Source organism: Ruegeria sp. AL7, assembly GCF_056536105.1.
In genome coordinates this window covers 192,197-217,892 of the sequence record NZ_JBQFJF010000002.1, presented here as the reverse complement: position 1 = coordinate 217,892, position 25,696 = coordinate 192,197, and the positions used below count along the sequence as shown (strand labels likewise).

The window sequence follows — 25,696 nt, the reverse complement described above, 5'->3', positions numbered from 1 at the left end:
ACGGCGGACCAAGGGACATGCACTCATGAAAACTCATGCACAAGCTGTCGTGATCGGAGGGGGCCTTGCCGGCTGTTCGATCCTGTACCATCTGGCCAAGCTTGGCTGGACCGACGTTGTCTTGCTGGAACGGAACGAGTTGACCTCCGGCTCGACCTGGCACGCAGCGGCGAATATCCACGGGTTGCACGACAACAACAACATCACCCGCATCCAGCACTATACGATGAATCTGTATAAACAGCTGGAACAGGAAACCGGCCAAAGCTGCGGCGTATTCCAGCCCGGCTCGCTCTATCTGGCCCAGACCGAAGAGCGTGAGCACCAGCTGCGCCTGCAAGAGGCGAAAGCCCGGTTTTATGGTCTGAACTTCTACGAAGTCAGCCGTGAAGAAGCCAAGGAACTGCACCCGCTGGCGCAGTTCGATGACATCCGCTGCATCATGTACGAACCCGATGGCGGCAATGTCGACCCGTCGGGCGTGCCGCATGCCTATGCCGCCGGGGCCCGTGCGATGGGGGCCACTATTGAACGGTTCTGCCCGGTGACAGCGACCGAAAAACAGCCCGACGGCAGCTGGATCGTGCGCACGCCCAAAGGCGACATTCACACGCAATGGGTTGTCAACGCCGCCGGTCTCTGGGGCCGCGAGGTAGCGGCGCTGGCGGGTCTGACCCTGCCGCTGCAACCGACCGAGCATCAGTATTTCGTGACCGAAAGCATCGACGAGGTCGCCAGTCTGGGCCGTCGTTTGCCCTCGATCGCTGACCGCGACGGCGAATATTACTTCCGGCAGGAAGGCAACGGCCTTCTGATCGGGGCCTATGAGAAAGATATGAAGTTCTGGGCCGAGGACGGCACGCCGCTCGACTTCGCGCATGATTTGTTCCCCGACGATCTGGACCGGATCATGGAAAACGTCATCCGCGCCACCGAACGCGTGCCAGTTGCGGCCACTGCCGGGGTGAAACGCGTGATCAACGGCCCGATGATCTGGTCGCCCGACGCCAACATGCTCTGGGGGCCGGTGCCCGAGCTGAAGAACTATTTCCTCTGCGGCGGTCTGATCCCCGGCTTCTCGCAATCCGGGGGCTTGGGTCTGCTGGCGGCGCAATGGATGATCGAGGGCGAGCCGCAATACGACATGTTCGCCTGGGATCTGGCCCGGTTTGGCGACTGGGCCGACAAGAAATTCACCAAGGCCCGCGTTCGGGATGCCTACACCCACCGCTTCAAGATCCATTTCCCCAACGAGGAACGCAGCGCAGGCCGCCCGGCCCGTATACGCCCCGCCTATGAGATGCAGAAGCAGATGGGCTGCGTCTTTGGCCTTAATTGCGGCTGGGAACATCCGCTCTGGTTCGCCGATGAGCCCGAGGTGGAAGAGACCACCGGCTTTACCCGCCAGAACTGGTGGAAGCCCGTGGGCCGAGAGGTGCAGATGCTGCGCGACAGCGTGGGCCTGATCGACATTTCGAACTTCGCCAATTACGTGATCAAGGGCCCCGGTGCCCATGACTGGCTGGACCGTCTGGTGGCCAATCGGGTGCCTGCCGAAGTGGGGCGCAGCTGTCTGACGCCGTTGATCTCGGTTCGCGGTGGCGTGGCGGGCGATTTCACCATCACCAAGCTGGCCGAGGATGAATACATGATGATCGGGTCAGGCATGGCCGAACGCTATCATCAGCGCTTCTTTCAAATGGTGGAAATGCCCGAGGGCACAACTCTTGAGGTCGCCACCGACCGCATCGCAGGGTTCAACATCGCAGGCCCCAGGTCACGCGAAGCGCTGGCACGCCTGACCAATACCGATCTGTCGAACGAGGCGTTCCGCTTCATGCGGTCGCAGAAAATCACGGTTGCTGGTGTCGAATGCGTGGCCATCCGGGTCAGCTTTACCGGCGATCTGGGCTGGGAACTGCACTGCGCCGAGGGGGATCAGGTGGCGCTCTACACCGCCCTGCTTGAGGCTGCCAAAGACTGTGGTGGCGGTCCGGTGGGCGGGCGCGCGCTGGGGGCGCTGCGGATCGAAAAGGGCTATGGCTCGTGGGGGCGCGAGTATTCTCAGGAATACTGGCCGCAAGAGGTCAGGCTGGCAGGTCTGATCAAGCTGGACAAGGATTTCCTGCACAAAGACGCCTATCTGTCCGTCAAGGACAACCCCGCGCGCGAGGTGCTGTCCGTCTTCGAACTGGATGTGACCGCAGATGCCGACGCAACCGGGGGTGAGCCGATCTTTACCCCCGACGGCGCGCCCGTGGGTCGTGTCACGTCGGGGGCGTTCGGCTATTCGGTCGGGAAATCGCTGGCGCTGGGGTTCCGCAACCCAAACAGGGCACAGCCGGGCGATGAGGTGGTCATTCAGGTCATCGGCAAACCGCACAAGGCGCGCGTACTGGCCGAGGCACCGTTTGACCCGACAGGCGCCAGACTGCGGTGTTAACGCTCAAAACCCGTCTACAGGCAGGCAAGGCCAATAAGACGCTCCTAAAGATGTCTCGTCTCGGCCCTTCAGGCGACTTCATCTTTTTCCAAATACTCCCGCCGGAGGCGCCCGAACTCACCCACCAGCGCATTGCGGGCGCCACTCTTGCGCCACCGGGTCACAAATGCGCAGGCAATCCACCGCGCGTGCAGCGATCTGGGACACGATATCCATCAGGGTGTCGGGCTTCAGATAAAACGCAGGAACCGGGGGCAGGATGATGGCCCCCATTTCTGCCGCCGCCGTCATGTTGCGCAAATGGGCCAGCGTCAGCGGTGCTTCGCGTGTCAGTAAAACCAACGGCCTGCGTTCCTTGAGCTGAACACTGGCGGCGCGCGTCAGCAGGTTATCGTCCAGCCCATGCGCAATCGCGGCAAGCGTTCGCATGGAACAGGGCGCAACGATCATGCCGGATACCGGAACCGACCCGGACGCAATGCTGGCACCGATATCGGCGCTCGGGTGATGCCGCGTCACCAGTTGCCGCAGGTTTTGCAAAGAATCCGGGCCGCATTCCTGCGCAAGGGTTCGCATCCCGGCTGCGCTGACCACAAGATCGGTCTCGATATCCGATGATGCCAGACACCGGGCCACGGCAAGGCCCAACGCCGCGCCCGACGCACCGGATACCCCCAAAACAACACGGGCGTTTGTCATGCTCTCAGCTCCGGCATCAATCGGCTTACAAGGTCTTCCGCAAAGGCGTGATCTCCATCCGCAGTGTGCATCACCGTCCCCCATTCCCGCTGCGTTTCACTGCCCAGTTTCGTCGTGGCGTCGATGCCAATTTTTCCGGCCAGACCGGGTTCGGGTGATGCGAAATCCAAATAATCCATAGGTGTCCTGTCCAGCACCATCACATCCCGGCCCGGGTCCATGCGTGTGGCAAGCGCCCAGGCAATATCCTCCCAGTTTCGTGGATCGATATCGGCATCGACCGCGATGATCATTTTCGTATAGCTGAATTGCGGCAGCATTCCCCACAGGGCCATCATCACGCGCCGGGCCTGCCCCGGATATCGTTTGTCGATGGCAACGATTGCCATACGATAGGAACAGGCGGCGGGCGGCAGCCAAAGATCGTGGATTTCGGGGATCTGCGCACGGATGGTCGGCAGGGCCAGGTGGTTGAACACCTCGCCAATGATCGACGGCTCGTCCGGTGGCCGCCCGGTATAGGTCGAAAGATACAGCGGCGTGTCCCGATGGGTGACAGCGCTGACCTGCATCACCGGAAAGGGTTCAGCCGGGTTGTAATAGCCGGTATGATCCCCAAAAGGCCCCTCGGGGGCGGTTTCGCTTGGTGAAACCCAACCTTCCAGAACAATCTCGGCCTCTGCAGGGACCAGCAGGGGGATGGTTCTGGCCGGGATCAGATGTGGGCGCTTCTGGTTCAGGGCTCCGGCAAATGTCAGCTCGGATACCGCCTCTGGCAGCGGGAGGGCCGCCGACAACAAAGTCGCGGGGTTTGCGCCCAGCACAATGGCGACGGGCATCTTTTCGGCGCACCTCGCCCAGCTTCGGTGATGCGCCGCGCCACCGCGATGGGGCAGCCAGCGCATGATGACACGGTTCCGGTCCAGCACCTGAATGCGGTAAACCCCCGCGTTATAGCCTTGCGCCGCGTTGGGATCGCTGCCGTAGGGCCGGGTAAGGACCACGGGCCATGTGATCAGCGGCCCGACATCACCGGGCCAGTGCGTCTGGACCGGCAGCGCTGTCAGGTCCACATCCGCCCCGCTGTGGCAGACGCTTTGAACCGGGGCAGTTCTGACCAGTTTCGGCCGGGTCGACAGGGCCGCCTTCAGCATCGGCCATCTGGCCAGCGCGTCCCGCACCCCGTCCGGCGGCGTCGGGGCTCGCAGCGCGGCGAGAAAGGCGCCCAGATCGTCCAGCCCGTCGGGTGTGACACCCAGCCCGGCGGCAACCCGCTCTGCCGTTCCGAACAGGTTGACGACGACCGGGGTATCGAGCCGATCAGTGGACACGTCTGTCGGGTGGTCAAATTGCAGAACCGGTCCGCCCGCCTCAAGTACGGCGCGGTGAACAGCGGTCATCTGGTGGCGTACGGAAACCGGATCAGGGATGCGCCTGAACTGTCCGGTGTCCTCGCACCATTTCAGAAAATGCCGAAGGCTGGGATATTGCGGCAGGGTGCGAATGGGGTTGCTCCGACGGTGGTGTCCACCCTCTAGCAACGAAAGCGAGGGGTCGAATTGACAACCGTCAAGTCACCCCTGCCGCGATCGTCCTAGGAAGGCATCCAAGGTCACAATGTTGAGACAGCAGGAGGTCTTATTGCCCGTTCCTGAGAACACGATACCGCGCTGCCCGGCGGCTTTGGCGGCGATGCTTCGGATAGCGCCGCTTGCCCCCTTATCACTGTCGCTGACGGTCTTCACGCGCCAGTTGGCAAAGAAAAACCCGGAAATGTTTCAACGGCTTGGCGCATACGGAAGATCAGTTTTCGTTCTTGATCCGACGGATTTGCCTGTTGTCCTGCTGCTTGATCCGAATGGCGGTGCCCCAAAGGTGACACTGACCCGGCGCGGCGGGACAGGGGTTGCGCGTATTTCCGGCCCTCTGGCGGCCCTTCTTGGGCTGGTTCACGGCGCGTTTGACGGCGATGCGCTGTTCTTCTCACGTGATCTGGTGATCGAGGGCGATACGGCTGCGGCGCTGGCGCTGCGCAATGCAATCGACGACGCGGAACTGGACCTCGCGCACGAGGCCGAAGCCCTCTCCGGCCCGCTTGCGCGCCCGCTCAAGCAGCTCATCGCGTTGGTGGAACGTCGAACCGGCCTGTACCTGACCCGACCGGAAGACGCTGTACTATGGTAATGGAAATCGTCTGCCCGGCAGGAACGCCCGCCGCTTTGCGCGCAGCCGTCAAGGCCGGGGCGCATACGGTCTATTGCGGCTTCAATGATGAAACCAATGCGCGCAACTTTCCCGGTCTGAACTTTGACCGGGCCGAAATGCGCGCGGGCGTTGCCTTTGCCCATGACCACGGGGCCAGGGTGCTGGTTGCGATCAACACGTTTCCCCGCGCCGGCAACGAAGCAATCTGGCACCGCGCCGTGGCCGATGCGGAAACCTGCGGCGTGGATGCCGTGATCCTCGCCGATATTGGGTTGCTGGATTATGCCGCGTGCAATCATCCGGGGCTGCGCAGGCACCTGTCCGTGCAGGCCGCAGCCGCAAATGCCGATGTGATCAACTTCTATGCCGAAACTTTTGGCGTCAAACGCGTAGTCCTGCCGCGCGTGCTGTCGGTTCCCGAAATCGCCGCCATCAACGCCGAAACAGAAGTCGAGACCGAGGTTTTTGTGTTCGGCGGGCTCTGTGTGATGGCCGAAGGTCGCTGTTCGCTGTCTTCTTATGCCACCGGGCTGTCTCCGAACATGAATGGCGTCTGTTCGCCCGCCAGCCATGTTGAATACCAGAACGACAAGGGCGCGTTGAACACCCGTCTGGGTGGCTACCTGATCCACCGAGTCGAACGAAACCAGCCTGCACCTTACCCGACATTGTGCAAAGGGTGCTTTTCCGCAGGTGAAAAGACGGGCCACCTGTTCGAAGACCCCGTCAGCCTGAACGCGGAACGGCTGATCCCGCGATTGCAGAAGGCCGGTGTTACCGCGCTGAAGATCGAAGGGCGCCAGCGTTCGAAATCCTACGTCGCGCAGGTGGTTCGGAATTTCCGCGCCGCTGTCGACGCGCTTGAGGCCGGACGCCCTCTGCCCGAGGGGATGCTGGCCCGTTTGTCCGAAGGCCAGGCCATGACAACCGGCGCCTACAAAAAAACCTGGAGATAGCGCGATGGAACTGACCGTTGGCCCCAACCAGTTTTTCTGGCCCGCCGAAAACTGGACATCCTTTTATGAGGATCTGGCCCAAACCCCCGTCGACCGCATCGTGCTGGGTGAGCTGGTTTGCTCCAAGCGCCTGCCGTTTTATCAGGACCGGATTCCCGACGCGATTGCCCGGCTGGTTGAGGCAGGCAAACAGGTTGCGCTGACCAGTCTTGCACTGGTGACGCTCAAGCGTGAACGCAAGCTGACCGCCGATCTGGCGGATCTGGGGGTCACGGTCGAGATCAACGACCTGACCGCGCTGGCGCATCTGCCCGAAAACACCGATTTCGATGTCGGACCGCTGATCAATGTCTATAACGAAGGCACATTTGCATGGCTGGCGTCACGCGGGGCGCGTCGCATATGCCTGCCGCCGGAACTGCCAATCGCCTCGGTCAGGGTTCTGGCACAGGCCGCCGCCAGTTTGGGTGTCGCGGTCGAGGTTTGGGGCCACGGTCGCCTGCCGCTGGCCATCTCCGGCCGGTGTTACCATGCGCGCCTGCATGGGCGCAGCAAGGATAATTGCCAGTTTGCCTGCGAAAACGATCCCAACGGGCTGGATGTGCTGACCGGCGATGGACAGCCGTTCATGGCCATGAACGGTGTGCAGACCCTGTCAGACAGCTATGCCTGCACGGATCACCAGATCGAGTTGCTGCAAAGCGCGGGCGTCTCGGCCCTGCGACTGTCGCCGCAATCTCAGGGGTTCCCAAGGCTTTGCGCGCTCTACCGTCAGCGGCTGGATGGTCAACTTGACCGGGGCGATCTGGAACATGCCCTGCGCACGGACGATCCCGGTATAAGGCTAAGCGATGGGTTCCTGACCGGCGCATCCGGTGCTGAATGGTCGGGTTCGGCACGCGTGTCCACCGAAGCGGCACGCTGATCATTCTGGAAAAGTCCGGCATCCGTGGGCGAATGTTTGAGGCGACCAGAGGAAGCGATCCGAAACATCCACGGATCGTCCTGCGCAGTCAGGTGGTCACTGGCAGACGTTGCCGCACCAGTTCGGCCCACAGGTTTGCCCCCAATGGCAGCAGCGCGTCGTTGAAATCATAATCGTCCGCGTGCAGGGGGCGGCCATTCGACCCCTCGGTTCCATTGCCGATCAGCAGAAAACACCCCGGAACCGCAGCCGCAAATTCCGCGAAATCCTCGGAAAACGACATGGCAGTCCGGTCGCCGTCAACCTCAAGGCCCAGCGTTTTTGCTGCTGAAACCACATGGGTTGCGGCGTCGGCATCGTTGATTGCCTCGATGAATTCGGTCCGGATTTCCACCGTCACCGCGACACCATGGCTTTCCGCCAGGCCCGCCGCGATCTGCCGCATATGGTTTTCAATCCGCGCGCGGTCATCGGGGGACATCGCCCGTGCGTCCCCTTTCAACACTGTTCGACCCGGCAGGACGTTGCGCTGCCCATCGGTGATGAACTCGGTCACGGAAACGACCGCGCCAGACAATGGGGCAAGCTTTCGCGAAACGATGGTTTGCAAGGCCAGAACAAGCTCTGCTGCGGGCGTGATTGTCTCGCGCCCGACATGGGGCATCGAGGCATGGCCGCCCTGACCGGTGATGGTGATCTCGAATAGGCTTTCGCTGCAACAAATGACACCGGCGCGGGTTGAAACCCGCCCGACGGGTTCGCCCGGCAGATTGTGCGCGCCATAGATTTCGTCAATCGGAAAATCCCGCAGGACGCCTTCCTCAATCATCGCCCGCGCGCCCAGCCCGTGCTCCTCGTTGGGCTGGAACAGGAAGACAACGGTGCCGTCAAAGCCCTGATCCCTGGCCAAAAGCTCGGCCGCGCCCAGCAGCATCGTCGTATGGCCGTCATGGCCGCAGGCATGCATCACGCCCGGGTTCCGAGACTTGTAGGCAAAGCTGTTGGCTTCGGTAATGGGCAGCGCGTCGAAATCCGCGCGCAGACCGATGGACCGGTTGCCATGGCCCGCGCGCAGAACACCAACAACGCCGACACCTTCATGCACCTCGATGCCAAGGCTTCTCAGGTGATCGGCGATCCGGGCCTTGGTCCAGTCCTCCTGAAAGCCAAGCTCGGGGTTACGGTGAAACTCATGCCGCAGGGCGCGCAGGTTTTCGGAAAAACTCGTCATGGCAACACTCCTTCATCCTGCTTTCTTGCGCCCTTGCTACAGGATTTTGCAATCTCGCTCAAAGATCGGTTCCGATTGATGCAAGTTGTCCCCGGATGAGCGCCCTGAACAGTTTCGATCCTGTGAACCCACACACCTCAAGACGGGCAGGTCTGTAAACCATTCTGCGCCTACATCCCGTTGCGGGGGATGACATAAGACTGTTCGTCCTCAAAGATCAGATCGTCACCCGACCACGCCTTTAGGCGCGCGGTCAGGTGAAATTCGGTCGCTGTCGCCGTTTGTTCGGAACAGGTCCAGATCTTGGCTGACCAACCCTCGCGGTCGAAACCGGCGGTTTGCTCCATTGTGGCCACTGCCGACAACGGATCACCCGGCTGGATGGTGTAGCGTCGATCCGACATATCGCTCAGCACCGTGCCGATATCGTCAAGGCGAATATCGCCCACCGGCCCAAAGACACCCCCGTCAAGGAAATACCTGTGTGTCACCGCGCCATTGGTCAGATCGGTGTGAACCGAACGCTCCATCGAGCCGGAGCGAACGTTCGTCTTCCGCGGGGCGACGTCGGAACCCTGAGGTTCCGGCAGCGGGCGTGGGGCTGGCGCGTCATCTCGCTGGCTGCGCGTGGGCAGGATCAGCCGCGACGTGCCGGGTCGGATCGTCAGCGTAACCGGCTCCGGCGCTGGCCACAGAACCGGCCAATAGGCAGACGCGATTTGCAGAACGATGCGATGACCCGCCAATACCCGATAACCGGTTCCATAAAGCGGGACAGTCACGTGCAAATCTTCGCCGGGTGTAATCGGTGTCGGTTCAGTGTCGCTGATCCGGTGCGTCAGGTTGCAGAACCCGCGTGCAATCAGCGTCTGTGCGCCGTCCGGGGCCTCATCCACCAGCAGGGCCGCAACAAAGCCCTGCGCCCGATCGGCAGAAACTGTCAGGTCTACCGAGGGCTGGCCCAGAATATCTATGGGCTTTTCCAAGGGCTTTGCTTTGAATTGCAGCGCCCCTGCGGCCTCGATCCGGCAATCTGCTGCCATATCTCCGGGTATTGCAAAGGAACACATGTCGCCCGCTGCGGCCCCGAAATTCTGTGGCGAACAGACCGACATCTCCCCGCCCGACCCGGTGGAGGCGTCCAGCGTTCCGTCATTCAGCCACAAGGGCTGGTCCTTGACATTTGGCGATGGCCAGCTCGGCTCTTCGATCCACCGCCCCTCGCGGTGTACATGAGTTCCGGACGGGGCGGCACTGTCTTGCAGGAAAAACCGCAGCGGCGGCTCGTCCATCAGGCCGGTGTCGATCCCCTTCAGCCAATGGTCCCAGAACCGGATTACCTCGCCGACGAAATCGACCCGGGGCCCCGGCACCCCTTCTTGCGGATACAGATGCGCCCAGGGGCCCATCAGGATCTTGACCGGCCCGCTCAGGTGTTCCGCGATGCGGAACGGCGTGTCGCGATACAGGTCCATCCATCCGCCAAAGAAATACACCGGCACATCGACATCCGCATAGTTTTCGCAGATCGAGCCGCGCCGCCACATGTCATCATGGGTCTGATGTTCCAGCCACATGGCGGGCCAGAATTCGACCCCCTCCAACCGTGCGCGCCACATGTCGATCCAGCGATCCGCGCCCACAATCTCGGGGTCGGGCGGCATGGCATTGTACAGCTGCATGATCGAGCCCCACCAGAAATTGTCATTGGCCAGACAGCCGCCGTAAAAGTGAATATCCTCGCGCCAGCGGTCATCCGTTCCCATCACCGGCGCAATCGCCTTCAGCGCAGGCGGGCGGGTCGCGGCCACCTGAAAGGCGTTATACGCCCCCCAGCTTTTGCCAAACATTCCGACATTTCCGTCGCACCAGTCCTGATCTGCAATCCACTGGATGATGTCGTGTCCATCCTGAATCTCCTGATGCGAATACTCATCCTCGGGGATCCCGTCGCTGTCGCCATAACCGCGGATATCCACCCGGATCGACGCATAGCCTGCTGCGGCGAAATGCGGATGCATACTTTCATCCCGCATCCGGGTGCGATCCCGGCGGCGATAGGGGATGTATTCCAGAACACAGGGAACAGGCGTTGTTCGCGCCGATCCGGGCAGCCAAAGCCGGGCCGCAAGTTTTGCGCCGTCCGGCATGGGAATCCAAACGGTTTCGATGACCTCTGTGTTGCTCATGTCCGGTCCTTTGACTGACTGTCAGGTGAAAGGCTGCTTGTGGTGTGCTTCATTGATCTCACCACCGAAGCCCCAAGCGCAGCGCATCGTAAATGGCGGCATGCGTGTTACGTGATGAAACGGCATCTCCGATCCGGTACAGATCAAACCCGGCCTCTGGGACAGATTGCGGAAACACGGGGCCGGACCCGCTAACCAGCGCTTCATAATCCACGGCGCCCAGGTTGCGCGACAGCGGTTTCAGGTCGAAGTACAGATCATCCAGCGGCAAAACACCCTGATTGACAACCACCTGATCATACAGGCGCTTTTCTGTCAGGTCCGAGTAATCCGTTCCAATGGCTGCCTCCAGCTGATTGCCTGATCGCACCAGTGATTTCAGCGTCCGGGCGACTGTGAACACGGCTCCGGTCTTTTGCAGGGCCCGCATGTAGGGCACCAGGTTCATTCCCATGATTTCGGGGGCAAAACTTCGGTCGCGGGTCATGATTTCTACCCGCCCGCCCGCTTTTGCGATAGCCTCAGCCGCCATCAGGGCCGGGTGATCCCCCGCATCGTCATAGATAAGGACATTGTCGCCGGGGCGCACATCACCGGTCAGGATATCCCAGGCAGTAACCGCCAGATCGTTACCCGCCTCCAGAACCGTCACCTCGGGCAACCCGCCGGTTGCGATCACCACCATGTCCGGCGCAAGCGCGGTTACAGCATCGGCGTCCGCAAAGGTGTTGAACCGAAATGTCACGTCGCGCGCCGCGCATTGGGCCATGCGCCAGTCGATGATCCCGATCATCTCGGCCCGGCGTCGGGATTGCGCGGTCAGCCGCACCTGACCGCCGGGTTCGGGCGCGGCCTCAAGAACGGTGACGTCATGCCCGCGCTCGGCCGCAACCCGCGCGGCCTCAAGCCCGCCGGGGCCTGCGCCCACAATCACCGCGCGGCGGCGCGTTTCAGCGGCGGGGATCACATGCGGCATCGACAATTCGCGCCCGGTGGCCGGGTTGTGGATGCACAGCGCCTCACCCGCCTGATAAATGCGGTCAAGACAATAGGTGGCGCCAACGCAAGGCCGGATGTCCTCTTCCCGTCCGGCCCGGATTTTGGCAACGATCATCGGATCGGCCATATGTGCGCGGGTCATGCCGACCATGTCCAGCAGGCCCGAGGCCACCGCATGCCGTGCCGTTGCCACATCGGGAATGCGCGCGGCGTGAAAGGTCGGCATCCCAACCTCGGCCCTCACGCGCCCGGCGAAATCCAGATGGGGTGCGCTTTTCATGCCCTGAACCGGGATCACGTCCGTCATGGCCGGGTCGGTATGAATACGCCCGCGAATAATGTTCAGGAAATCGACCTGACCACTGTCACGCAGCCTTCGGGCAATCTCCAGCCCTTCCGCTTCGGTGATGCCGCCCTTTTCCACCTCGTCGGCGGTGTAACGGACCCCTATGATGAAATCGCGCCCGACGCGGTCGCGGATTGCATCCAGAACCATGAAGCCAAAGCGCAACCGGTTGTCCAGATTGCCCCCAAAAGGCGCGTCCATCCGATTGGTCATCGGCGACCAGAACTGATCGATCAGATGGCCATAGGCCTGCAATTCAATTCCATCCAGCCCGGCGGCCTGCATCCGTTCGGCAGCATCGGCGTAATCGGTCACAATCCGCGCGATGTCGAAATCTTCCATCTTCTTGGCAAAGGCCCGGTGCGCCGGTTCCCGGTCGTGCGACGGCGACAGGGATGGCAGCCAGTCACCCTTGTTCCAGCCCGTGCGCCGCCCCAGATGGGTCAGCTGGATCATCACCGCACAGCCATGGGCATGGCAGGCATCCGTCAGCTCCGCCATCCAGCGGACCACCTCGTCCTTGTAAGCTAGGATATTGTTGAACGCAGGCGGGCTGTCGCGGCTGACAACGGCCGACCCCGCCGTCATGGTCATCGCAACCCCCGCTTTGGCCCGCACCTCGTGATAGGCACGATAGCGTTCCGTCGGCATCCCATCTTCGGGATAGGCGGGTTCGTGGCTGGTCGTCATGATCCGGTTTTTCAGCGTCAGGTGCTTTAGCTGATAAGGTTGCAGCAAGGCATCGCGGCTCATGATAGCGCCTCGTGATCGGTTTGAGTGCGCAAGGCGGCAACAGGGTCGGATGACATGCGGCTCTCCGGTTGTCTGGGGGCAAGAGGTGAGGGTCTTTGCCGATTGAAATCAAACTGGAATTGCCAAGTCAAATTTGTTTTCAATCGGACGTTTTCGACCCATTTTCCTCATGCCTTTCGCCGTAGTGGACAGGACAAGCGCGGCCGCGCGCCCCCGGCTGGCGCATGTCATCGGTTAATAAACGGGGTGCCCTTGCGCAAACATGCGACAAGGCCGGGCTCAGGGCACGTCGGAATGAACGCTCAGCAGGGTTTCCAGAAACAGCTTGGCCGCACGTGTCGGATCCGGATGTTTCCGTGTCACCGCCGCAAAGCGCGTTCTGTATTTGATTTCCTGCGGCATCACCTGCCTCATAAGCCCCTGTTCGACAAATTCCTGCGCCAGATGGTCCGGAAGAAAGCCCAGATAGCTGCCTGACAGAATAAGAATTGCAAGAGCCTGCTCGTTTTGCACTTTGGCAGCGCGCCGAAACCCCAGTTGCTGGCCATAGATCAGGTTGGGCGAGTTCACGTTCAGACCCGCATAGTTGAACGCCTGAATGTCCCGCAGGCTCAGCGTGTCAGCGGACTGGCTGAACAACGGATTGGCCTGCCCGCAATACAGAAACATGTTTTCCCCATAAAGCGGCGCATAATGCAGGCTTGCCGAGGGGCGGTGCAGGGCGATGATCCCGACATCCAGCTGCCCGCTGATAACCATGGTCTCAATGACGTTGGGCGGTTCGATCGACAACTCGATCTGGATGGCAGGGGCGGCTTCGTTGAACCTGTGAATGGCGCGGGCAAGGCGCGCTTCTGGGTTCGTGGTACACTGATCGAACAACGCCACGCGGATACTTCCTGCCAGTTGCTGCTTGATCTCGTTGACTTCGGTTCTGAACTGAGAAACCGAAATCAGCAGGTCTTCTGTCGCGGCCAGCACTTTTTCGCCGTCTTCAGTCAGGGAAAAACCCGCCGGGCCACGGTTGCACAGCTTCAAGTCCAGCCGCAGCTCCAGATCCGATATGTGTTTCGAGATTGTTGACTTCCCGATGTTGAGCTCATTTTCCGCCGCTGAAAACCCTCCGCTTTCCGCAACGGTTTTGAAAACCCGAAGAAGGCGGATGTCCGTGTCCCCGATGCGGGTGGCCAGTGGGTTTTGTCTCATATTATAAGTTCGACATTTGTGAAACCTTTCACGCAAATATTAACAACGACGAAACCATGTTGGCAAGATAGCCTCTTGTGGCCGAGGCAGAATCGGACTGGCCACCTTCTCCCCAGGCCATCGCGCACCTCGAAACACGACAAATGGGAGGACATCCATGTCATTTATCAAAAAGCTTGGCACCATCAGCGCCGCCGTTTCCGTTGCTGCACTGATGGTTGCGGGCACGGCTGATGCGAAGAACTTCAAGATCGCAGTGGGCGATAGCGCAGGAAGCGCACAGGAAGCTCTGGGCATCGCCTTCGTCAAGGCGCTGGAAGAGAAATCGGGCGGTGCCCACACCGCAACGCTGTTTCTGAACGGTCAGCTGGGGTCCGAACAGGACACCGTGAACGAGGCGGCGATCGGCACGCTGGATATGTCTCTGCTGGCGATCAACAACATCACGCCGTTCTCGCCTTCGGTCGGTGTTTTCACGCTGCCTTACGTGATCCTCAGCCTGGAAGATGCCGAAAAGCTGACCCAGGGCCCAATCGGTCAGGAACTGGTCGAAAACACCATCCGTGATGCCGGCGTGCGCATCATCGGCTGGACCTATACCGGTTTCCGCCGCCTGACCAACTCGAAAAAACCGGTCAAATCGGTTGCTGACCTTCAGGATCTGGTCATCCGCGTTCCCAAGAACGAGATCATGATCGAAACCTACAAGGCATGGGGTATCAACCCGACGCCGATGGCCTGGTCGGAAACCTTCACCGGTCTGCAAACCAAGGTGGTCGACGGGCAGGACAACCCTTACCTGACCATCAACGCGATGAAGTTCTACGAGGTTCAGGACCACGTCACCAACCTGCGCTACATCTTCTCGATTGAACCGCTGATCGTTTCAGAAGCGGTCTTCCAGGACCTGTCCGCAGAAGATCAGGCAATCCTCCTTGAAGCAGGACAAGAAGCCACCCTGGCATCCGCACAATTCCTGCGGGATTCCGAGGCCGCCATCAAGGAAGAGCTGACCGCCAAAGGCATGGAGATCATCGATCCCGAAAACGACGAAGCCGAGTTCATCGAACTGGCAACAGGTGCCGTTTGGCCCCAGTTCTACGACTCCATCGGTGGCGTCGAAAAACTGAACACCGTTCTGGAAGCCATCGGCCGCGAGCCGGTGCAGCAATAATCGCCGCAGAGCGATACCGGGAAGAGCGCCACGGCGCTCTTCTCATCTCAGGGAGGAGTGAAACCACATGTTCTGGAAATTTCTGGACAACATAGAAAGTGTCATCTGCCGGATACTCTTATCCGGCTTTGTCTGCCTTTTATTCGTGCAGATCATCGCGCGCGAAGTCTTCGGCTTTTCGGTCAGCTGGATCGAAGAACTCTCGGTCTACATGTTCGTATGGTTCGTCTATTTCGGTGCAAGTTACGCCGCCCTGAAAGGGGCGCATAACCGCGTGACGTTCCAGTTCAAATTCCTGCCTGATGGGTCGATCAAATATGTCGAAGCCTTTGCCGACCTCTTCTGGCTCTTCTTCAATGTCTACTTCCTCTATCTGGCGACAGACTTTGTTTTCAATAAGATGAACAAGTTCTGGAAATCCCAGACACTGGGCATCGAGATGAAGTATATCTACATGGTGCTGCCCATCGCATTTGCGCTGATGACCTTCCGCATCATTCAGGTGAATTACCGCCGCCTTGTCAAAGGCGAGGACATTCACGATCCCGACCAGATCGATCTGGACGAGATCAAGGCCGCTGCCGAAGCGGCCAAAGACCACTGAGACCGGGAGGGGTAACCATGGAATCCGAAATCGTCACGGTCCTGTTTGGATCATTTCTGTTCTTGCTGCTCATTGGCGCGCCGATCACGGTGGCGCTGGGTGTCGCGTCGCTGATCTCGTTTCTCTATCTGGGCGACAATCCGATCAAATTCGTGCAGATCGCCTTTACATCCGTGGGCTCGTTCCCGCTGATGGCGCTGCCAGCCTTTATCCTTGCCGGGGCCCTGATGGAGGCCGCCGGTATCTCAAAACGCCTGATCAACGTTGCCGAAAGTCTGGCCGGTCCCTTCACCGGTGGTATTTCGGCGGCAACGGTCATGGCCTGTCTGTTCTTTGGTGCCATCTCGGGCTCGGGCCCGGCAACAACCGCGGCTGTTGGGATGCTGATGATCCCGGCAATGATCGACCGCGGCTATGAGCGCGGCTATGCCTCGGCGATCACTGCGTCCTCTGGCGGCCTCGGGATTATTATTCCTCCCTCCATCCCGATGGTGATCTTCGGCATTGCCGCGCTCGGTATGGCCCCGCCGCCCGAAGCGGTCGAGAAATTCGGCACCTTCCAGTCGGTTTCGATTTCGAAACTGTTCATTGCCGGGTTCGTACCCGCCTTCCTGATCGCCACAAGCCTGCTGATCCTGAACTATTTCATGTCGAAAAAGCGTGGCTACAAAGGTGTCGCCGAGGGCTGGTCGATCCGCAATGTCGGGTGCGAGATGTATCGCGGGTTCTGGTCGCTGATGGCTCCGCTGGTGATCCTGGGCGGTATCTATACCGGCTTCTTCACCCCGACCGAGGCTGCAATCGTCGCGATCTTCTACACCCTGTTCGTGGGTGTTGTCATCTATCGCGAACTGACCTGGCAGTCGCTGTTCCAGTCGCTTGAAGCCACCACATGGCTAACCGGCCGCGTTCTGCTGATCCTGTTCACAGCAACGGTGTTTGGTCGTCTGCTGGTGGAAAACCAGATCCCGGCAATCATCGCAGAAGGGATGCTCAGCTTTACCGACAACCTCTATGTGATCTGGGCGCTGATCATCTTCTTCCTGCTCTTCGTCGGCATGTTCATGGAAACACTGGCCACCATCCTGATCCTGGTTCCGGTGATGCTGCCGGTGGCCTATTCGGTGGGTATCGACCCGATCCATTTTGGCGTGGTGATGGTCTGTACGCTGGGCATCGGGTTCCAGACGCCACCATTGGGCGAGAACCTGTTCATCGCATCCGGTATCTCGAACATCTCGATCGAACAGATCTCGCTTCGCGCGCTGCCTTTTGCGGCGGCCAACACGGTGGCGATCTTCATCATCGCCTTCTTCCCTGAACTGTCGCTGTGGCTCCCACGGCTGTTTGGCTACTGATCTGAAAGGATGACGACATGAAACAGATGGTCACCAACATCCTGTTTGCCACCGACCTGTCCGAAAACTCGGGTCACGCCATGCGCCATGCCGCAAGCATCGCGCAGGCCACCGGGGCGGAAATTCACGTGCTGCATGTGAACGAACCCCTGTCGGAAGACGCCAAGATCACGATGGAAATATTCATCATGAACGAAGAGACCCGCAAGACCGCGATTGAGCGTCGTCACGAGATGGTGCGCAAGGTTCTGGCCGAACGGCAAGCCAAATTCTGGGCGCAGTTCGACGGCGACGACGGGAAAATTCGCGATCAGGTCACCTCGGTCGAGGTGACTGACGGCCATCCCGCCGAAGTGATCCTGCGCCGCTCGGTCGAACTGGGTTGCGACCTGATAGTATTGGGCGCGCATGACCACGGCTTTTCGCACACCTTCCTGGGCACGGTCGCAAAACGCGTTTTGCGGCGCTCGAGGATCCCGACACTGATCGTTCCGAACCCGGACGAAATGTAACAACCCCACTGACAAGGAAGTACAAAATGAACAAAACCCTGACCGCGCAGGACCTGGCGGATACGTTTGACGCGTTTAACCGCCACGACATCGACGGGGTGATGACCCACTTCGCCGACGACTGCGTGTTCTACACCGTGGCCGGCGACGAGAAATACGGCAACAAGGTTGAAGGTGCCGAAGCCATCGCCGCTGCGTTTTCGGGCGTCTGGGCAGGCATGAAAGACGCCCATTGGGATCATCACAGCCATTTTGTCCACGGTGATCGTGCGGTGTCCGAGTGGACCTTCTCGGGAACCGATGCAAACGGTATGCGGATCGAAGCTGAAGGTGCGGATCTGTTCACGGTTCGTGACGGTAAAATCGTTGTAAAACAGGCGCTTCGCAAAACGCGCCCAATGTTCAAAGCCTGATCCGCCGCCCTGCGCGCAGCCTCGGAGAAAAACAAGAATGGTGGATAACAGCATCCCGCGTCACTGGCCCAAGGCCAGCTATGACCCCAAATATGACCCGATCATTGATGCGGGTCCGGGTCACAATCGCGACCACGCGCCCACATATTGGATTGGAACGGCCGGAACACCTCCGGCCGATGATGGACCTGTGTCCAGCGATATGGATGCAGATGTGGTGGTGATCGGATCGGGGTATACCGGCCTGTCCACCGCCATCCATCTTGCCAAGGAACACGGCATTCAAGCCGTTGTTTTAGAAGCAAATACCGTCTCCTGGGGCTGCTCCACCCGCAACGGCGGGCAGGCCCAGATTTCATCCGGGCGGCTCAAGCGGTCGCAATGGATCGAACGGTGGGGAACGGACGTGGCCAAGCGCATGCATGCCGAGGTCACAGAAGCGTTTCAGCTGTTCAACGATCTGATTGCGTCCGACGATATCGATTGCGATCCCCAGCCGGGTGGCCACTACTACATCGCGCATCGCGACAAGGTCATGCCGTCCCTCAAGAAAGAGAGCAAGCTGCTCAACGACGTGTTCGGCTATGGTTCGCGCATCCTCTCCCGGGAAGAACTTCACGAAAAGCACGTGCGCGATATGGAGGCCGCAGGTGCCATGTGGGAACCTGACGGGACCTGCATCCATGCGGGTAAACTGGCGTTCGGCTACGTCAACATGGCGCGCCGTCTGGGGGTGAAAATTCACACCGGCAGTCCGGTCATGGGATGGCAGACGAAAAACGGCGTGCATCACCTGCGCACACCGGGCGGCATCGTCCGCGCCAAAACGGTGGCCCTGGCAACCGCGGGCTATACCCCACCGGGCCTGAACACGCGCACAAAGCACCGCCTGATGCCTATCCTGTCAAACTCGATGGTGACACGGCCGCTGACCCAGGCCGAACTGGATGAGTGTGGCATTCAGACCAAATCACCCCTGACGGACACCCGCACCTTGCGCCACTACTATCGTTTATTGCCCGACAACCGGATGCAGATCGGCAGCCGCAGCGCGGTAACGGGGCGGGATGCCGAGAACGAAAGACATCTGGAGCTTCTGAAAAAGGGTCTTGCCCGAAAGTTCCCGGCGCTGACGGATATCAACCTCGATTACTCGTGGTGGGGCTGGGTCGATGTCAGCCACGATATGATGCCGCGTATCTTTCAACCAGACCCGCAACAGCGCGTGTTCTACGCGATGGGATATGGTGGCAACGGCGTGATGTACTCGGCTCAGGCCGGGCGTCGTATGGCACAGCTGATCGCGGGCAAGAAAGACAAGGCCTTTGCCCTGCCGATCTTCACGTCCCCGCTGCCCAGCCATGGCATCCTGACACCCTTCCGCCGCCTCGGCCAGCGCATAGCCTATGTCGGCTATTACCTCAGAGACGAAATACTCTAATTTACCAACGCTTTGGCGTTCTGAAGATAAGGAAACACCCCTATGAAGATGACGACGGAAGAGGCCTTTGTTAAGGTTTTGCAGATGCATGGTATTGAACATGCGTTTGGGATCATTGGCTCTGCGATGATGCCGATTTCGGATCTGTTTCCGAAGGCTGGGATCATGTTCTGGGACTGTGCGCATGAGGGCAGCGCGGGGATGATGGCGGATGGCTACACCCGGGCGACCGGCAAGATGTCGATGATGATCGCGCAGAACGGTCCGGGCATCACCAACTTTGTGACCGCCGTCAAGACTGCCTACTGGAACCACACCCCGCTTCTGCTGGTGACCCCGCAGGCGGCCAACAAGACCATCGGTCAGGGGGGCTTTCAGGAAGTCGAGCAGATGAAGCTGTTCGAGGACATGGTCGCCTATCAGGAAGAGGTCCGCGACCCGACCCGCGTCTGCGAGGTTCTGAACCGTGTGATCATGCAGGCCAAGCGCGCCAGCGCCCCGGCCCAGCTGAACATCCCGCGCGACATGTGGACCCAGGTTGTCGATATCGACCTGCCCGCCATTGTCGAGTTCGAGCGCCCCTCGGGTGGCGAAACCGCCGTGGCCCAGGCGGCCGAGCTGCTGTCGAACGCCAGAAACCCTGTCATTCTGAACGGCGCCGGTGTGGTTCTGGCCGAAGGCGGCATCGAGGCGTCGAAAGCGCTGGCCGAGCGTCTGGATGCGCCGGTCTGCGTCGGCTACCAGCACAATGACGCCTTCCCGGGCAGCCACCCGCTGTTTGCCGGTCCGCTGGGCTATAACGGTTCGAAAGCGGGGATGGAGCTGATCAGCGAGGCGGATGTTGTCCTGTGCCTCGGCACCCGTCTGAACCCGTTCTCGACCCTGCCGGGCTATGGCATCAACTACTGGCCCGCGGATGCCAAGATCATCCAGGTCGACATTAACCCCGACCGTATCGGCCTGACCAAAGCGGTCAGCGTCGGCATCATCGGCGACGCTGCCAAGGTTGCAAAGGGTATTCTGGCCCAGCTGAGCGACACCGCCGGTGACGAAGGCCGCAAGGAGCGCAAAGAGCGCATCGCGCAGAAGAAATCGGCCTGGGCGCAGGAACTGACCTCGATGACCCATGAGGATGACGATCCGGGCACCACGGAACCAGCGCGCCCGCGCGGCCAAGCCCGACTGGATGAGCCCGCGCATGGCGTGGCGCGCCATTCAGGCGGCGCTGCCGAAAGAGGCGATCATCAGCTCGGACATCGGCAACAACTGCGCCATCGGCAACGCCTATCCGTCGTTTGAAGAGGGTCGCAAATACCTGGCGCCGGGCCTGTTCGGCCCCTGCGGCTATGGCCTGCCCGCCGTTGTCGGTGCCAAGATCGGCTGCCCGGATGTTCCGGTTGTGGGCTTTGCCGGTGACGGCGCCTTTGGCATCGCGGTGAACGAGTTGACCGCGATTGGCCGCGAGGAATGGCCCGCCGTGACCCAGATCGTGTTCCGCAACTACCAGTGGGGCGCGGAAAAGCGCAACTCGACCCTGTGGTTCGACGACAACTTCGTGGGCACCGAGCTGGACACCAAGGTGTCTTATGCCGGTATCGCGCAGGCCTGTGGCCTGAAAGGCGTTGTCGCCCGCACCCAGGACGAGCTGACCGCGGCGCTGAACCAGGCGATCGAGGACCAGAAGAACGGCATCACCACGCTGATCGAGGCCCTGATCAACCAGGAGCTTGGCGAGCCTTTCCGCCGCGACGCGATGAAAAAACCCGTCGCCGTCGCCGGCATCAGCGCCGATGACATGAAGGCGCAGGGCGCTTAACCCCAGGACGAGGCCGGAGCACATGACCCTGACACCCGTCGAGCTGTTGCGGCAAAACGCTCCGGCCACCCGTCCCATAATCGCCCTCAGCGAAGGCAACGACCCCCGCATCACAAAAGGGGCCATCAACGCGCAGAGGGGGGTCGTGCTGTTTTGAAACACACGCTCAGCAGGAGGGTATGATGTCATGACATCTCAGGTTCTCAATCTCTTCGGTGCGCCCGCAACACGCAGCGAACGGCGTCTGGCCGATCTTCCGGGCCGCGTTGTCGAAGGCGATCCGCATCACCAGATCGGGATGCATTTTACCAGTCCGGATGGCAAGTTGTCGGCGGGCACATGGACCTCGACGCCCGGAAAATGGCATGCGTTCACGGACAAAGACGAATATTGCTATATTGTCAAAGGCCATTGCGCTTTGATCCACGAAGACGGCACCCGACAGGATTTTCGCGACGGGGCAAGTTTTCTGATCCCGAACGGGTTTCGCGGCTATTGGGAAGTCATTGAGGAAACGACGAAGCACTTTGTGATCCGGGATTGCACGTAAGACCCGCAAGGTGCTCCGAAGTGCAGATGCCGTTACGAGGGGTAGTTGTTCTTGCCATAAAGGCGCTGCATGATCATGGGCGTCAGGTACATCGGGATCTGATACGCGCCGATGAAGGCCATGATCGGGGCGGTGACATCGGGTGGCAGGGCGACAAAGAATATGGCGATGTTCCGGTTTCCCGCGATGATCGATATCGCGGTCGATTTGTCTGCGGGCAGCCGGTTTCGGCTCAGGTGAAATGCAACGGCTTGTGCCCCGAAATTGGCCAGACAGGCGAGCGCGATCCAGAAGGTTGCAATGGCGGGATTGTTCAGGGCCGTGGCGCTGACCGAAGGCATCAGCCCGATGACAAAGACGGCCAAGGTAAGTGTCGCCAATCCCTCCAAATTCTGCAGCATCGCGGGTGAAGGTGCACGCAGAACTGTGCGCCGGGTGATAATGGCAGCCGCGGTTGCAAGTACGATGGTTAGCAGCAATTGCAACCCGGCCTGCAAGACAGATTGAATATCCCCCAGTTCGGGCATGAGCAGAAATACGGGCAATGCGGTCAGCGGCAACAGCGCCGTACCCACAACCATCAGCCGCATCGCGTGTTCAGGCGGATGGCCCATCATCAGGCACATATTGGGACTGCCTGAAATGGACGGGGCCGCCGCCATGATCAGCAGGGACAAAAGGACAGGCGTTCCAGTCCACCCCCCCGCAAACCCGATGGCCAGCACGATCAGCGGCATCACGAATTGAAACCCGATGACTGTGAATGCAACCTTCTGCAGATCACTCAGCGACCCGAGAATGGTTTCCGGGTTCATCCTGAGGACCGTGACGAACAGCAACAACACGACCAGAGGCGGCAGCAGGTTTCGCATCGGCTCGGCCAGGGACGGCAGCAGAAGGCCAGCCGCCAGCCCGGTGATCAGAACATGAGGGCCATGGCGCGCCGCCAGATGAAGCGGGTTCAAGGCCGTTCTACCCGCCCGGGCTTTGGCGCAGATTTTCCGGCAGCCAGGTCGCCAGATCCGGGAACCAGATGAGGATGAAAACCATTAATACCATGATCAGGAACATCGGGATCGCGGCGCGTGCAATGTAGCTCATTTCGTGGTTTGTCATGCCCTGCATCACGAACAGGTTGAACCCGATTGGCGGTGTGATTTGCGCCATCTCGACAACAACCACGATGAAGATGCCGAACCAGATCAGGTCGATCCCGGCGTCACGGATCATCGGTTCAACCACGGCCATGGTCAGCACGACCGAAGAAATCCCGTCCAGAAAGCATCCCAGAATGATGTAGAATACCAGCAAGACCATCAGCAGCTCGAACCGTGTCAGATCCCATCCTGCGATCAGGTCGGCCAGTCCGCGTGGGAGGCCGGTAAACCCCATCGACAGCGACAAAAAGGCTGCCCCCGCAAGGATCAGGGCGATCATCGCACTGGTGCGCGTGGCCCCCATCAGGCTTTCGGTAAAGTTCTTCCAGGTCAGCGACCCCTGACCGGCGGCCAGCAAAAGCCCCCCGATCACGCCGAAAGCGGCGGCTTCGGTCGCGGTGGCATAGCCTAGATACATCGACCCGATGACAACGGTGATCAGCAGGATCACAGGCAGCAGAAAGCGTGAGTTTTTGACTTTCTCGGAAAAGCTCAGTTTGCTTTCGTCATTCGGGTTCCAGTCCTTTCCCAGCTTGGAATACAGCGCGACATAGCCCATGAACATCGCCGCAAGAACAAGGCCGGGGAGGATACCGGCGAAGAACAGCTTGGTGATCGATTCATTGATCGTCACCCCGTAGACGATCAGGGTCAGGGACGGAGGGATCATCAGCCCCAAAGTGGCCGCACCGGTCAACGTGCCGATGATCATCCGTTCGGGGTAATTGCGTTTGCGCAACTCGGGGATCGACATCTTTCCGACGGTCGTTAGGGTTGCCGCTGATGACCCCGAGACAGCGGCAAAGACAGTACATCCAACGATATTCGTATGCACCAGACCACCCGGCAGGGGGGCCATCCATGGCGACAACCCCTTGAACATGTCCTCGGACAGTCGCGTTCGGTACAGGATCTCGCCCATCCAGATGAACATTGGCAGGGCGGTCAGGGTCCACGAGGACGATGCCGACCAGATGGTCGTGATCATCACGTCACCCACGGGGCGTGTCGTGAACAGCTCCATCCCGACCCAGGCAACACCCATCAGGGCCAGTCCGACCCACACGCCGGTGCCCAACAGGGTAAAAAGCACAAAGAGGAAGAGGATGATAACAGCCAGGTTTTCCATGCGCTTACTCTCCGTGACTCTGATCGGCCAGATCGCGGATGATGCGATGTTCACCGCGGAACAGGACATGGATCAGATGATCCGTCAGGGCGATGGCAAGGATCACGGCACCGATCAGCATCGCCGATTGAGGGATCCAAAGGGCGGTTCTATCCTGCCCCTGGCTGACATCGTTGAATTTCCAGCTCCAGTAGACAAAGCGATAGGCATACCAGCAGAAATACCACATGACAGCCGTGCCAATGGCAAAGCACCAGATTTCAAGAATGCGCCGCACCCCGTCTGGCACCGCGTTCAGCAGGATCGATACGCGGATGTGACTGCCCCGGTTCAGTGCGTTGGCAAACGCCAGAAAAGAGGCGGCAGCCATCGCATAACCGGCATAGTCCGGTGCGCCGGGAAACACTTCGCCGGTCCAGCGGGCCAGCATCTGCACTACGATCAGCAGCAATATGGCAATCAGGCTGAGTGCCGCCAGAACCCCTGCCGCCAGATAAATGAAATCCAATACGGACCGAAGCCCTCGCAAAACCGCCATGCCGTCCCCGCTGTGTTCTGATTGGATGTGAAACGGGCGGCAGGATATGCCACCGCCCGTTCGGAAAGGATTACTGCGACGAATTGAAGGCGTCGACGATGGCCTTGCCTTCGTCCCCAGCGGCCTCCAGCCATTCATTGGTCATGGTCACGCCAATCTCTTTCAACTCCTGCACCATCTGATCCGATGCCGGGCCAACGGTCATGCCGCCATCCCGCAGGCCTTGCAAGGTAAAGCCGGTGTATTCCTTAGCGCGCCAGTTCCCGGCATATTCCGCCAGTTCCGCACAGCCCTTGATGACGTTCTTGTTGGCATCGGATACACCAGACCAGACGTCGGAATTGACCATCACATAGTTGCGCGGCAGCCAGGCGTCGACCTCGTAGAAATAGTTCAGGCTTTCCCAAACCTTGCGGTCATACCCGGTTGATCCCGACGATATCATTGAATCCGCGACCCCGGTTGCAAAAGCCTGGCTGATTTCAGCCGCTTCGATGGTGACCGGCAGCATCCCGGTCAACTCGGCCAGCCGCGAAGTGGCGTTGTTGTACGAGCGGAACTTGATACCCTTCATCTCGGCGACCGAGTTCACCTCGTTTTTGAAATAAAGACCCTGCGGCGGCCACGGCACTGCATAAAGCAGTGTCAGGTTTTGTTCGGCCAGCAGGCTTTCGATCGAAGGTTTGGCTGCTTCCCAAAGCTTGGCGCTGTCGTCGAATGAAGTTGCAAGAAACGGGATGGAATCAAACCCGAACAATGCGTTTTCGTTCTGATGTCCGGACAGCAACCGCTCACCGATCGGGGCTTGTCCGGTCTGGATCGCGCGTTTGATGTCGGCGCCCTTGAACAGCGATCCGGACGGGTGCGTGACGATTTCGATCTCACCACCGGTGCCGGTGGTGACGCATTTGGCAAATTCCGCACCCGTGGCCGAGTGGAAGTTTGACGCCGAATAGGCCATCGGCATGTCCCATTTTTCGGCCATGGCGGGTGCAGCAGCGGTGGCAGTCAGCGCAGTTGCCGCCAGAAGGTTCGTCAGTTTCTTCATCATT

At 60.0% G+C, this 25,696-nt stretch carries 22 protein-coding genes and 1 pseudogene; 13 read left to right on the top strand and 10 right to left on the bottom strand.

Going from position 1 to position 25,696, the window contains the following annotated elements; translation table 11 throughout:
* Positions 1 to 25 precede the first annotated feature (25 nt).
* Positions 26 to 2,443 carry a GcvT family protein gene (locus ACR3E2_RS18200; RefSeq protein WP_480484805.1) on the top strand — a complete coding sequence of 806 codons (2,418 nt, stop codon included), beginning with the start codon at positions 26 to 28 and terminating at the stop codon, positions 2,441 to 2,443.
* Positions 2,444 to 2,560: 117 nt separating this feature from the next.
* Here ACR3E2_RS18200 and ACR3E2_RS18195 read toward each other — a convergent pair whose 3' ends face one another.
* Both ACR3E2_RS18195 and ACR3E2_RS18190 read right to left on the bottom strand, forming a co-directional pair.
* Complete coding sequence (locus ACR3E2_RS18195; RefSeq protein WP_480484806.1) at positions 2,561 to 3,142, bottom strand: UbiX family flavin prenyltransferase; 582 nt, start codon at positions 3,140 to 3,142, stop codon at positions 2,561 to 2,563.
* On the bottom strand, positions 3,139 to 4,647 hold the full coding sequence (locus tag ACR3E2_RS18190) for a UbiD family decarboxylase (RefSeq protein WP_480484814.1): 1,509 nt from the start codon (positions 4,645 to 4,647) through the stop codon (positions 3,139 to 3,141). The genes ACR3E2_RS18195 and ACR3E2_RS18190 overlap by 4 nt, the downstream gene beginning before the upstream one ends.
* Before the next feature lie 136 nt (positions 4,648 to 4,783).
* Between ACR3E2_RS18190 and ubiT the strand changes: the two genes are divergently transcribed.
* From ubiT to ubiV, 3 genes are read left to right on the top strand one after another with little or no spacing between them, the layout of a single operon-like run.
* Positions 4,784 to 5,326 carry a ubiquinone anaerobic biosynthesis accessory factor UbiT gene (gene ubiT / locus ACR3E2_RS18185; RefSeq protein WP_480484807.1) on the top strand — a complete coding sequence of 181 codons (543 nt, stop codon included), beginning with the start codon at positions 4,784 to 4,786 and terminating at the stop codon, positions 5,324 to 5,326.
* Positions 5,326 to 6,303, top strand: a complete 978-nt coding sequence (gene ubiU, locus ACR3E2_RS18180) for a ubiquinone anaerobic biosynthesis protein UbiU (protein ID WP_480484815.1) — start codon at positions 5,326 to 5,328, stop codon at positions 6,301 to 6,303. The genes ubiT and ubiU overlap by 1 nt, the downstream gene beginning before the upstream one ends.
* 4 nt (positions 6,304 to 6,307) lie before the next feature.
* Positions 6,308 to 7,228 carry a ubiquinone anaerobic biosynthesis protein UbiV gene (ubiV, locus tag ACR3E2_RS18175; RefSeq protein WP_480484808.1) on the top strand — a complete coding sequence of 307 codons (921 nt, stop codon included), beginning with the start codon at positions 6,308 to 6,310 and terminating at the stop codon, positions 7,226 to 7,228.
* Positions 7,229 to 7,316: 88 nt separating this feature from the next.
* Here ubiV and ACR3E2_RS18170 read toward each other — a convergent pair whose 3' ends face one another.
* From ACR3E2_RS18170 to ACR3E2_RS18155, 4 genes are all read right to left on the bottom strand, one after another.
* Positions 7,317 to 8,459, bottom strand: coding sequence for an amidohydrolase (locus ACR3E2_RS18170; RefSeq protein ID WP_480477513.1), 1,143 nt, complete (start codon positions 8,457 to 8,459; stop codon positions 7,317 to 7,319).
* Between the two features lie 170 nt (positions 8,460 to 8,629).
* Positions 8,630 to 10,648 carry a CocE/NonD family hydrolase gene (locus tag ACR3E2_RS18165; RefSeq protein ID WP_480484809.1) on the bottom strand — a complete coding sequence of 673 codons (2,019 nt, stop codon included), beginning with the start codon at positions 10,646 to 10,648 and terminating at the stop codon, positions 8,630 to 8,632.
* 58 nt (positions 10,649 to 10,706) lie between these two features.
* On the bottom strand, positions 10,707 to 12,746 hold the full coding sequence (locus ACR3E2_RS18160) for an oxidoreductase (protein ID WP_480484810.1): 2,040 nt from the start codon (positions 12,744 to 12,746) through the stop codon (positions 10,707 to 10,709).
* Between the two features lie 279 nt (positions 12,747 to 13,025).
* Positions 13,026 to 13,952 carry a LysR family transcriptional regulator gene (locus ACR3E2_RS18155; RefSeq protein ID WP_480484811.1) on the bottom strand — a complete coding sequence of 309 codons (927 nt, stop codon included), beginning with the start codon at positions 13,950 to 13,952 and terminating at the stop codon, positions 13,026 to 13,028.
* A 157-nt stretch (positions 13,953 to 14,109) separates the two neighbouring features.
* Between ACR3E2_RS18155 and ACR3E2_RS18150 the strand changes: the two genes are divergently transcribed.
* The 9 genes and pseudogenes from ACR3E2_RS18150 to ACR3E2_RS18110 all read left to right on the top strand — a co-directional run bounded on the left by ACR3E2_RS18150 (position 14,110) and on the right by ACR3E2_RS18110 (position 21,820).
* Positions 14,110 to 15,126: a TRAP transporter substrate-binding protein gene (locus ACR3E2_RS18150; RefSeq protein WP_267366014.1), complete on the top strand. Its 1,017-nt coding sequence runs from the start codon at positions 14,110 to 14,112 to the stop codon at positions 15,124 to 15,126.
* 67 nt (positions 15,127 to 15,193) lie between these two features.
* Positions 15,194 to 15,730 (top strand): TRAP transporter small permease, encoded by a 537-nt coding sequence (locus ACR3E2_RS18145; protein ID WP_480477503.1) that lies wholly within the window; start codon positions 15,194 to 15,196, stop codon positions 15,728 to 15,730.
* A gap of 17 nt (positions 15,731 to 15,747) precedes the next feature.
* The gene (locus ACR3E2_RS18140; RefSeq protein ID WP_480477501.1) at positions 15,748 to 17,088 is read left to right on the top strand and encodes a TRAP transporter large permease; all 1,341 of its coding nucleotides are present in this window, start codon (positions 15,748 to 15,750) and stop codon (positions 17,086 to 17,088) included.
* 17 nt (positions 17,089 to 17,105) lie between these two features.
* Positions 17,106 to 17,600 (top strand): universal stress protein, encoded by a 495-nt coding sequence (locus tag ACR3E2_RS18135; RefSeq protein ID WP_209507926.1) that lies wholly within the window; start codon positions 17,106 to 17,108, stop codon positions 17,598 to 17,600.
* A gap of 26 nt (positions 17,601 to 17,626) precedes the next feature.
* Positions 17,627 to 18,013 (top strand): nuclear transport factor 2 family protein, encoded by a 387-nt coding sequence (locus tag ACR3E2_RS18130; RefSeq protein WP_209507924.1) that lies wholly within the window; start codon positions 17,627 to 17,629, stop codon positions 18,011 to 18,013.
* A gap of 37 nt (positions 18,014 to 18,050) precedes the next feature.
* Complete coding sequence (locus ACR3E2_RS18125) at positions 18,051 to 19,454, top strand: NAD(P)/FAD-dependent oxidoreductase (RefSeq protein WP_480484812.1); 1,404 nt, start codon at positions 18,051 to 18,053, stop codon at positions 19,452 to 19,454.
* 42 nt (positions 19,455 to 19,496) lie between these two features.
* Positions 19,497 to 21,270, top strand: a pseudogene (gene xsc / locus ACR3E2_RS18120) (sulfoacetaldehyde acetyltransferase).
* A 22-nt stretch (positions 21,271 to 21,292) separates the two neighbouring features.
* The gene (locus ACR3E2_RS18115; protein WP_480492845.1) at positions 21,293 to 21,427 is read left to right on the top strand and encodes a hypothetical protein; all 135 of its coding nucleotides are present in this window, start codon (positions 21,293 to 21,295) and stop codon (positions 21,425 to 21,427) included.
* A 30-nt stretch (positions 21,428 to 21,457) separates the two neighbouring features.
* Positions 21,458 to 21,820 (top strand): cupin domain-containing protein, encoded by a 363-nt coding sequence (locus ACR3E2_RS18110; RefSeq protein ID WP_480484893.1) that lies wholly within the window; start codon positions 21,458 to 21,460, stop codon positions 21,818 to 21,820.
* Positions 21,821 to 21,852: 32 nt separating this feature from the next.
* On the opposite strand, the gene ACR3E2_RS18105 is transcribed toward ACR3E2_RS18110, so the two are convergent.
* The 4 genes from ACR3E2_RS18105 to ACR3E2_RS18090 form a co-directional block, all read right to left on the bottom strand.
* Positions 21,853 to 22,785, bottom strand: a complete 933-nt coding sequence (locus tag ACR3E2_RS18105) for a hypothetical protein (protein WP_480484892.1) — start codon at positions 22,783 to 22,785, stop codon at positions 21,853 to 21,855.
* A gap of 7 nt (positions 22,786 to 22,792) precedes the next feature.
* Positions 22,793 to 24,106 (bottom strand): TRAP transporter large permease, encoded by a 1,314-nt coding sequence (locus tag ACR3E2_RS18100; protein WP_480484891.1) that lies wholly within the window; start codon positions 24,104 to 24,106, stop codon positions 22,793 to 22,795.
* A gap of 4 nt (positions 24,107 to 24,110) precedes the next feature.
* Positions 24,111 to 24,644 (bottom strand): TRAP transporter small permease, encoded by a 534-nt coding sequence (locus ACR3E2_RS18095; protein WP_480484890.1) that lies wholly within the window; start codon positions 24,642 to 24,644, stop codon positions 24,111 to 24,113.
* Between the two features lie 70 nt (positions 24,645 to 24,714).
* On the bottom strand, positions 24,715 to 25,692 hold the full coding sequence (locus ACR3E2_RS18090; RefSeq protein WP_480484889.1) for a TRAP transporter substrate-binding protein: 978 nt from the start codon (positions 25,690 to 25,692) through the stop codon (positions 24,715 to 24,717).
* Between the last annotated feature and the right edge of the window lie 4 nt (positions 25,693 to 25,696).

What these genes read in the sequence shown, in the direction of transcription:
- ACR3E2_RS18200 (WP_480484805.1), top strand. Translation starts at nt 26, where the DNA reads ATGAAAACTCATGCACAAGCTGTCGTGATCGGAGGGGGCCTTGCCGGC.
- ACR3E2_RS18195 (WP_480484806.1), bottom strand. Translation starts at nt 3,142, where the DNA reads ATGACAAACGCCCGTGTTGTTTTGGGGGTATCCGGTGCGTCGGGCGCG.
- ubiU (WP_480484815.1), top strand. Translation starts at nt 5,326, where the DNA reads ATGGAAATCGTCTGCCCGGCAGGAACGCCCGCCGCTTTGCGCGCAGCC.
- ubiV (WP_480484808.1), top strand. Translation starts at nt 6,308, where the DNA reads ATGGAACTGACCGTTGGCCCCAACCAGTTTTTCTGGCCCGCCGAAAAC.
- ACR3E2_RS18170 (WP_480477513.1), bottom strand. Translation starts at nt 8,459, where the DNA reads ATGACGAGTTTTTCCGAAAACCTGCGCGCCCTGCGGCATGAGTTTCAC.
- ACR3E2_RS18165 (WP_480484809.1), bottom strand. Translation starts at nt 10,648, where the DNA reads ATGAGCAACACAGAGGTCATCGAAACCGTTTGGATTCCCATGCCGGAC.
- ACR3E2_RS18160 (WP_480484810.1), bottom strand. Translation starts at nt 12,746, where the DNA reads ATGAGCCGCGATGCCTTGCTGCAACCTTATCAGCTAAAGCACCTGACG.
- ACR3E2_RS18155 (WP_480484811.1), bottom strand. Translation starts at nt 13,952, where the DNA reads ATGAGACAAAACCCACTGGCCACCCGCATCGGGGACACGGACATCCGC.
- ACR3E2_RS18150 (WP_267366014.1), top strand. Translation starts at nt 14,110, where the DNA reads ATGTCATTTATCAAAAAGCTTGGCACCATCAGCGCCGCCGTTTCCGTT.
- ACR3E2_RS18145 (WP_480477503.1), top strand. Translation starts at nt 15,194, where the DNA reads ATGTTCTGGAAATTTCTGGACAACATAGAAAGTGTCATCTGCCGGATA.
- ACR3E2_RS18140 (WP_480477501.1), top strand. Translation starts at nt 15,748, where the DNA reads ATGGAATCCGAAATCGTCACGGTCCTGTTTGGATCATTTCTGTTCTTG.
- ACR3E2_RS18135 (WP_209507926.1), top strand. Translation starts at nt 17,106, where the DNA reads ATGAAACAGATGGTCACCAACATCCTGTTTGCCACCGACCTGTCCGAA.
- ACR3E2_RS18130 (WP_209507924.1), top strand. Translation starts at nt 17,627, where the DNA reads ATGAACAAAACCCTGACCGCGCAGGACCTGGCGGATACGTTTGACGCG.
- ACR3E2_RS18125 (WP_480484812.1), top strand. Translation starts at nt 18,051, where the DNA reads ATGGTGGATAACAGCATCCCGCGTCACTGGCCCAAGGCCAGCTATGAC.
- ACR3E2_RS18115 (WP_480492845.1), top strand. Translation starts at nt 21,293, where the DNA reads ATGACCCTGACACCCGTCGAGCTGTTGCGGCAAAACGCTCCGGCCACC.
- ACR3E2_RS18110 (WP_480484893.1), top strand. Translation starts at nt 21,458, where the DNA reads ATGACATCTCAGGTTCTCAATCTCTTCGGTGCGCCCGCAACACGCAGC.
- ACR3E2_RS18100 (WP_480484891.1), bottom strand. Translation starts at nt 24,106, where the DNA reads ATGGAAAACCTGGCTGTTATCATCCTCTTCCTCTTTGTGCTTTTTACC.
- ACR3E2_RS18095 (WP_480484890.1), bottom strand. Translation starts at nt 24,644, where the DNA reads ATGGCGGTTTTGCGAGGGCTTCGGTCCGTATTGGATTTCATTTATCTG.
- ACR3E2_RS18090 (WP_480484889.1), bottom strand. Translation starts at nt 25,692, where the DNA reads ATGAAGAAACTGACGAACCTTCTGGCGGCAACTGCGCTGACTGCCACC.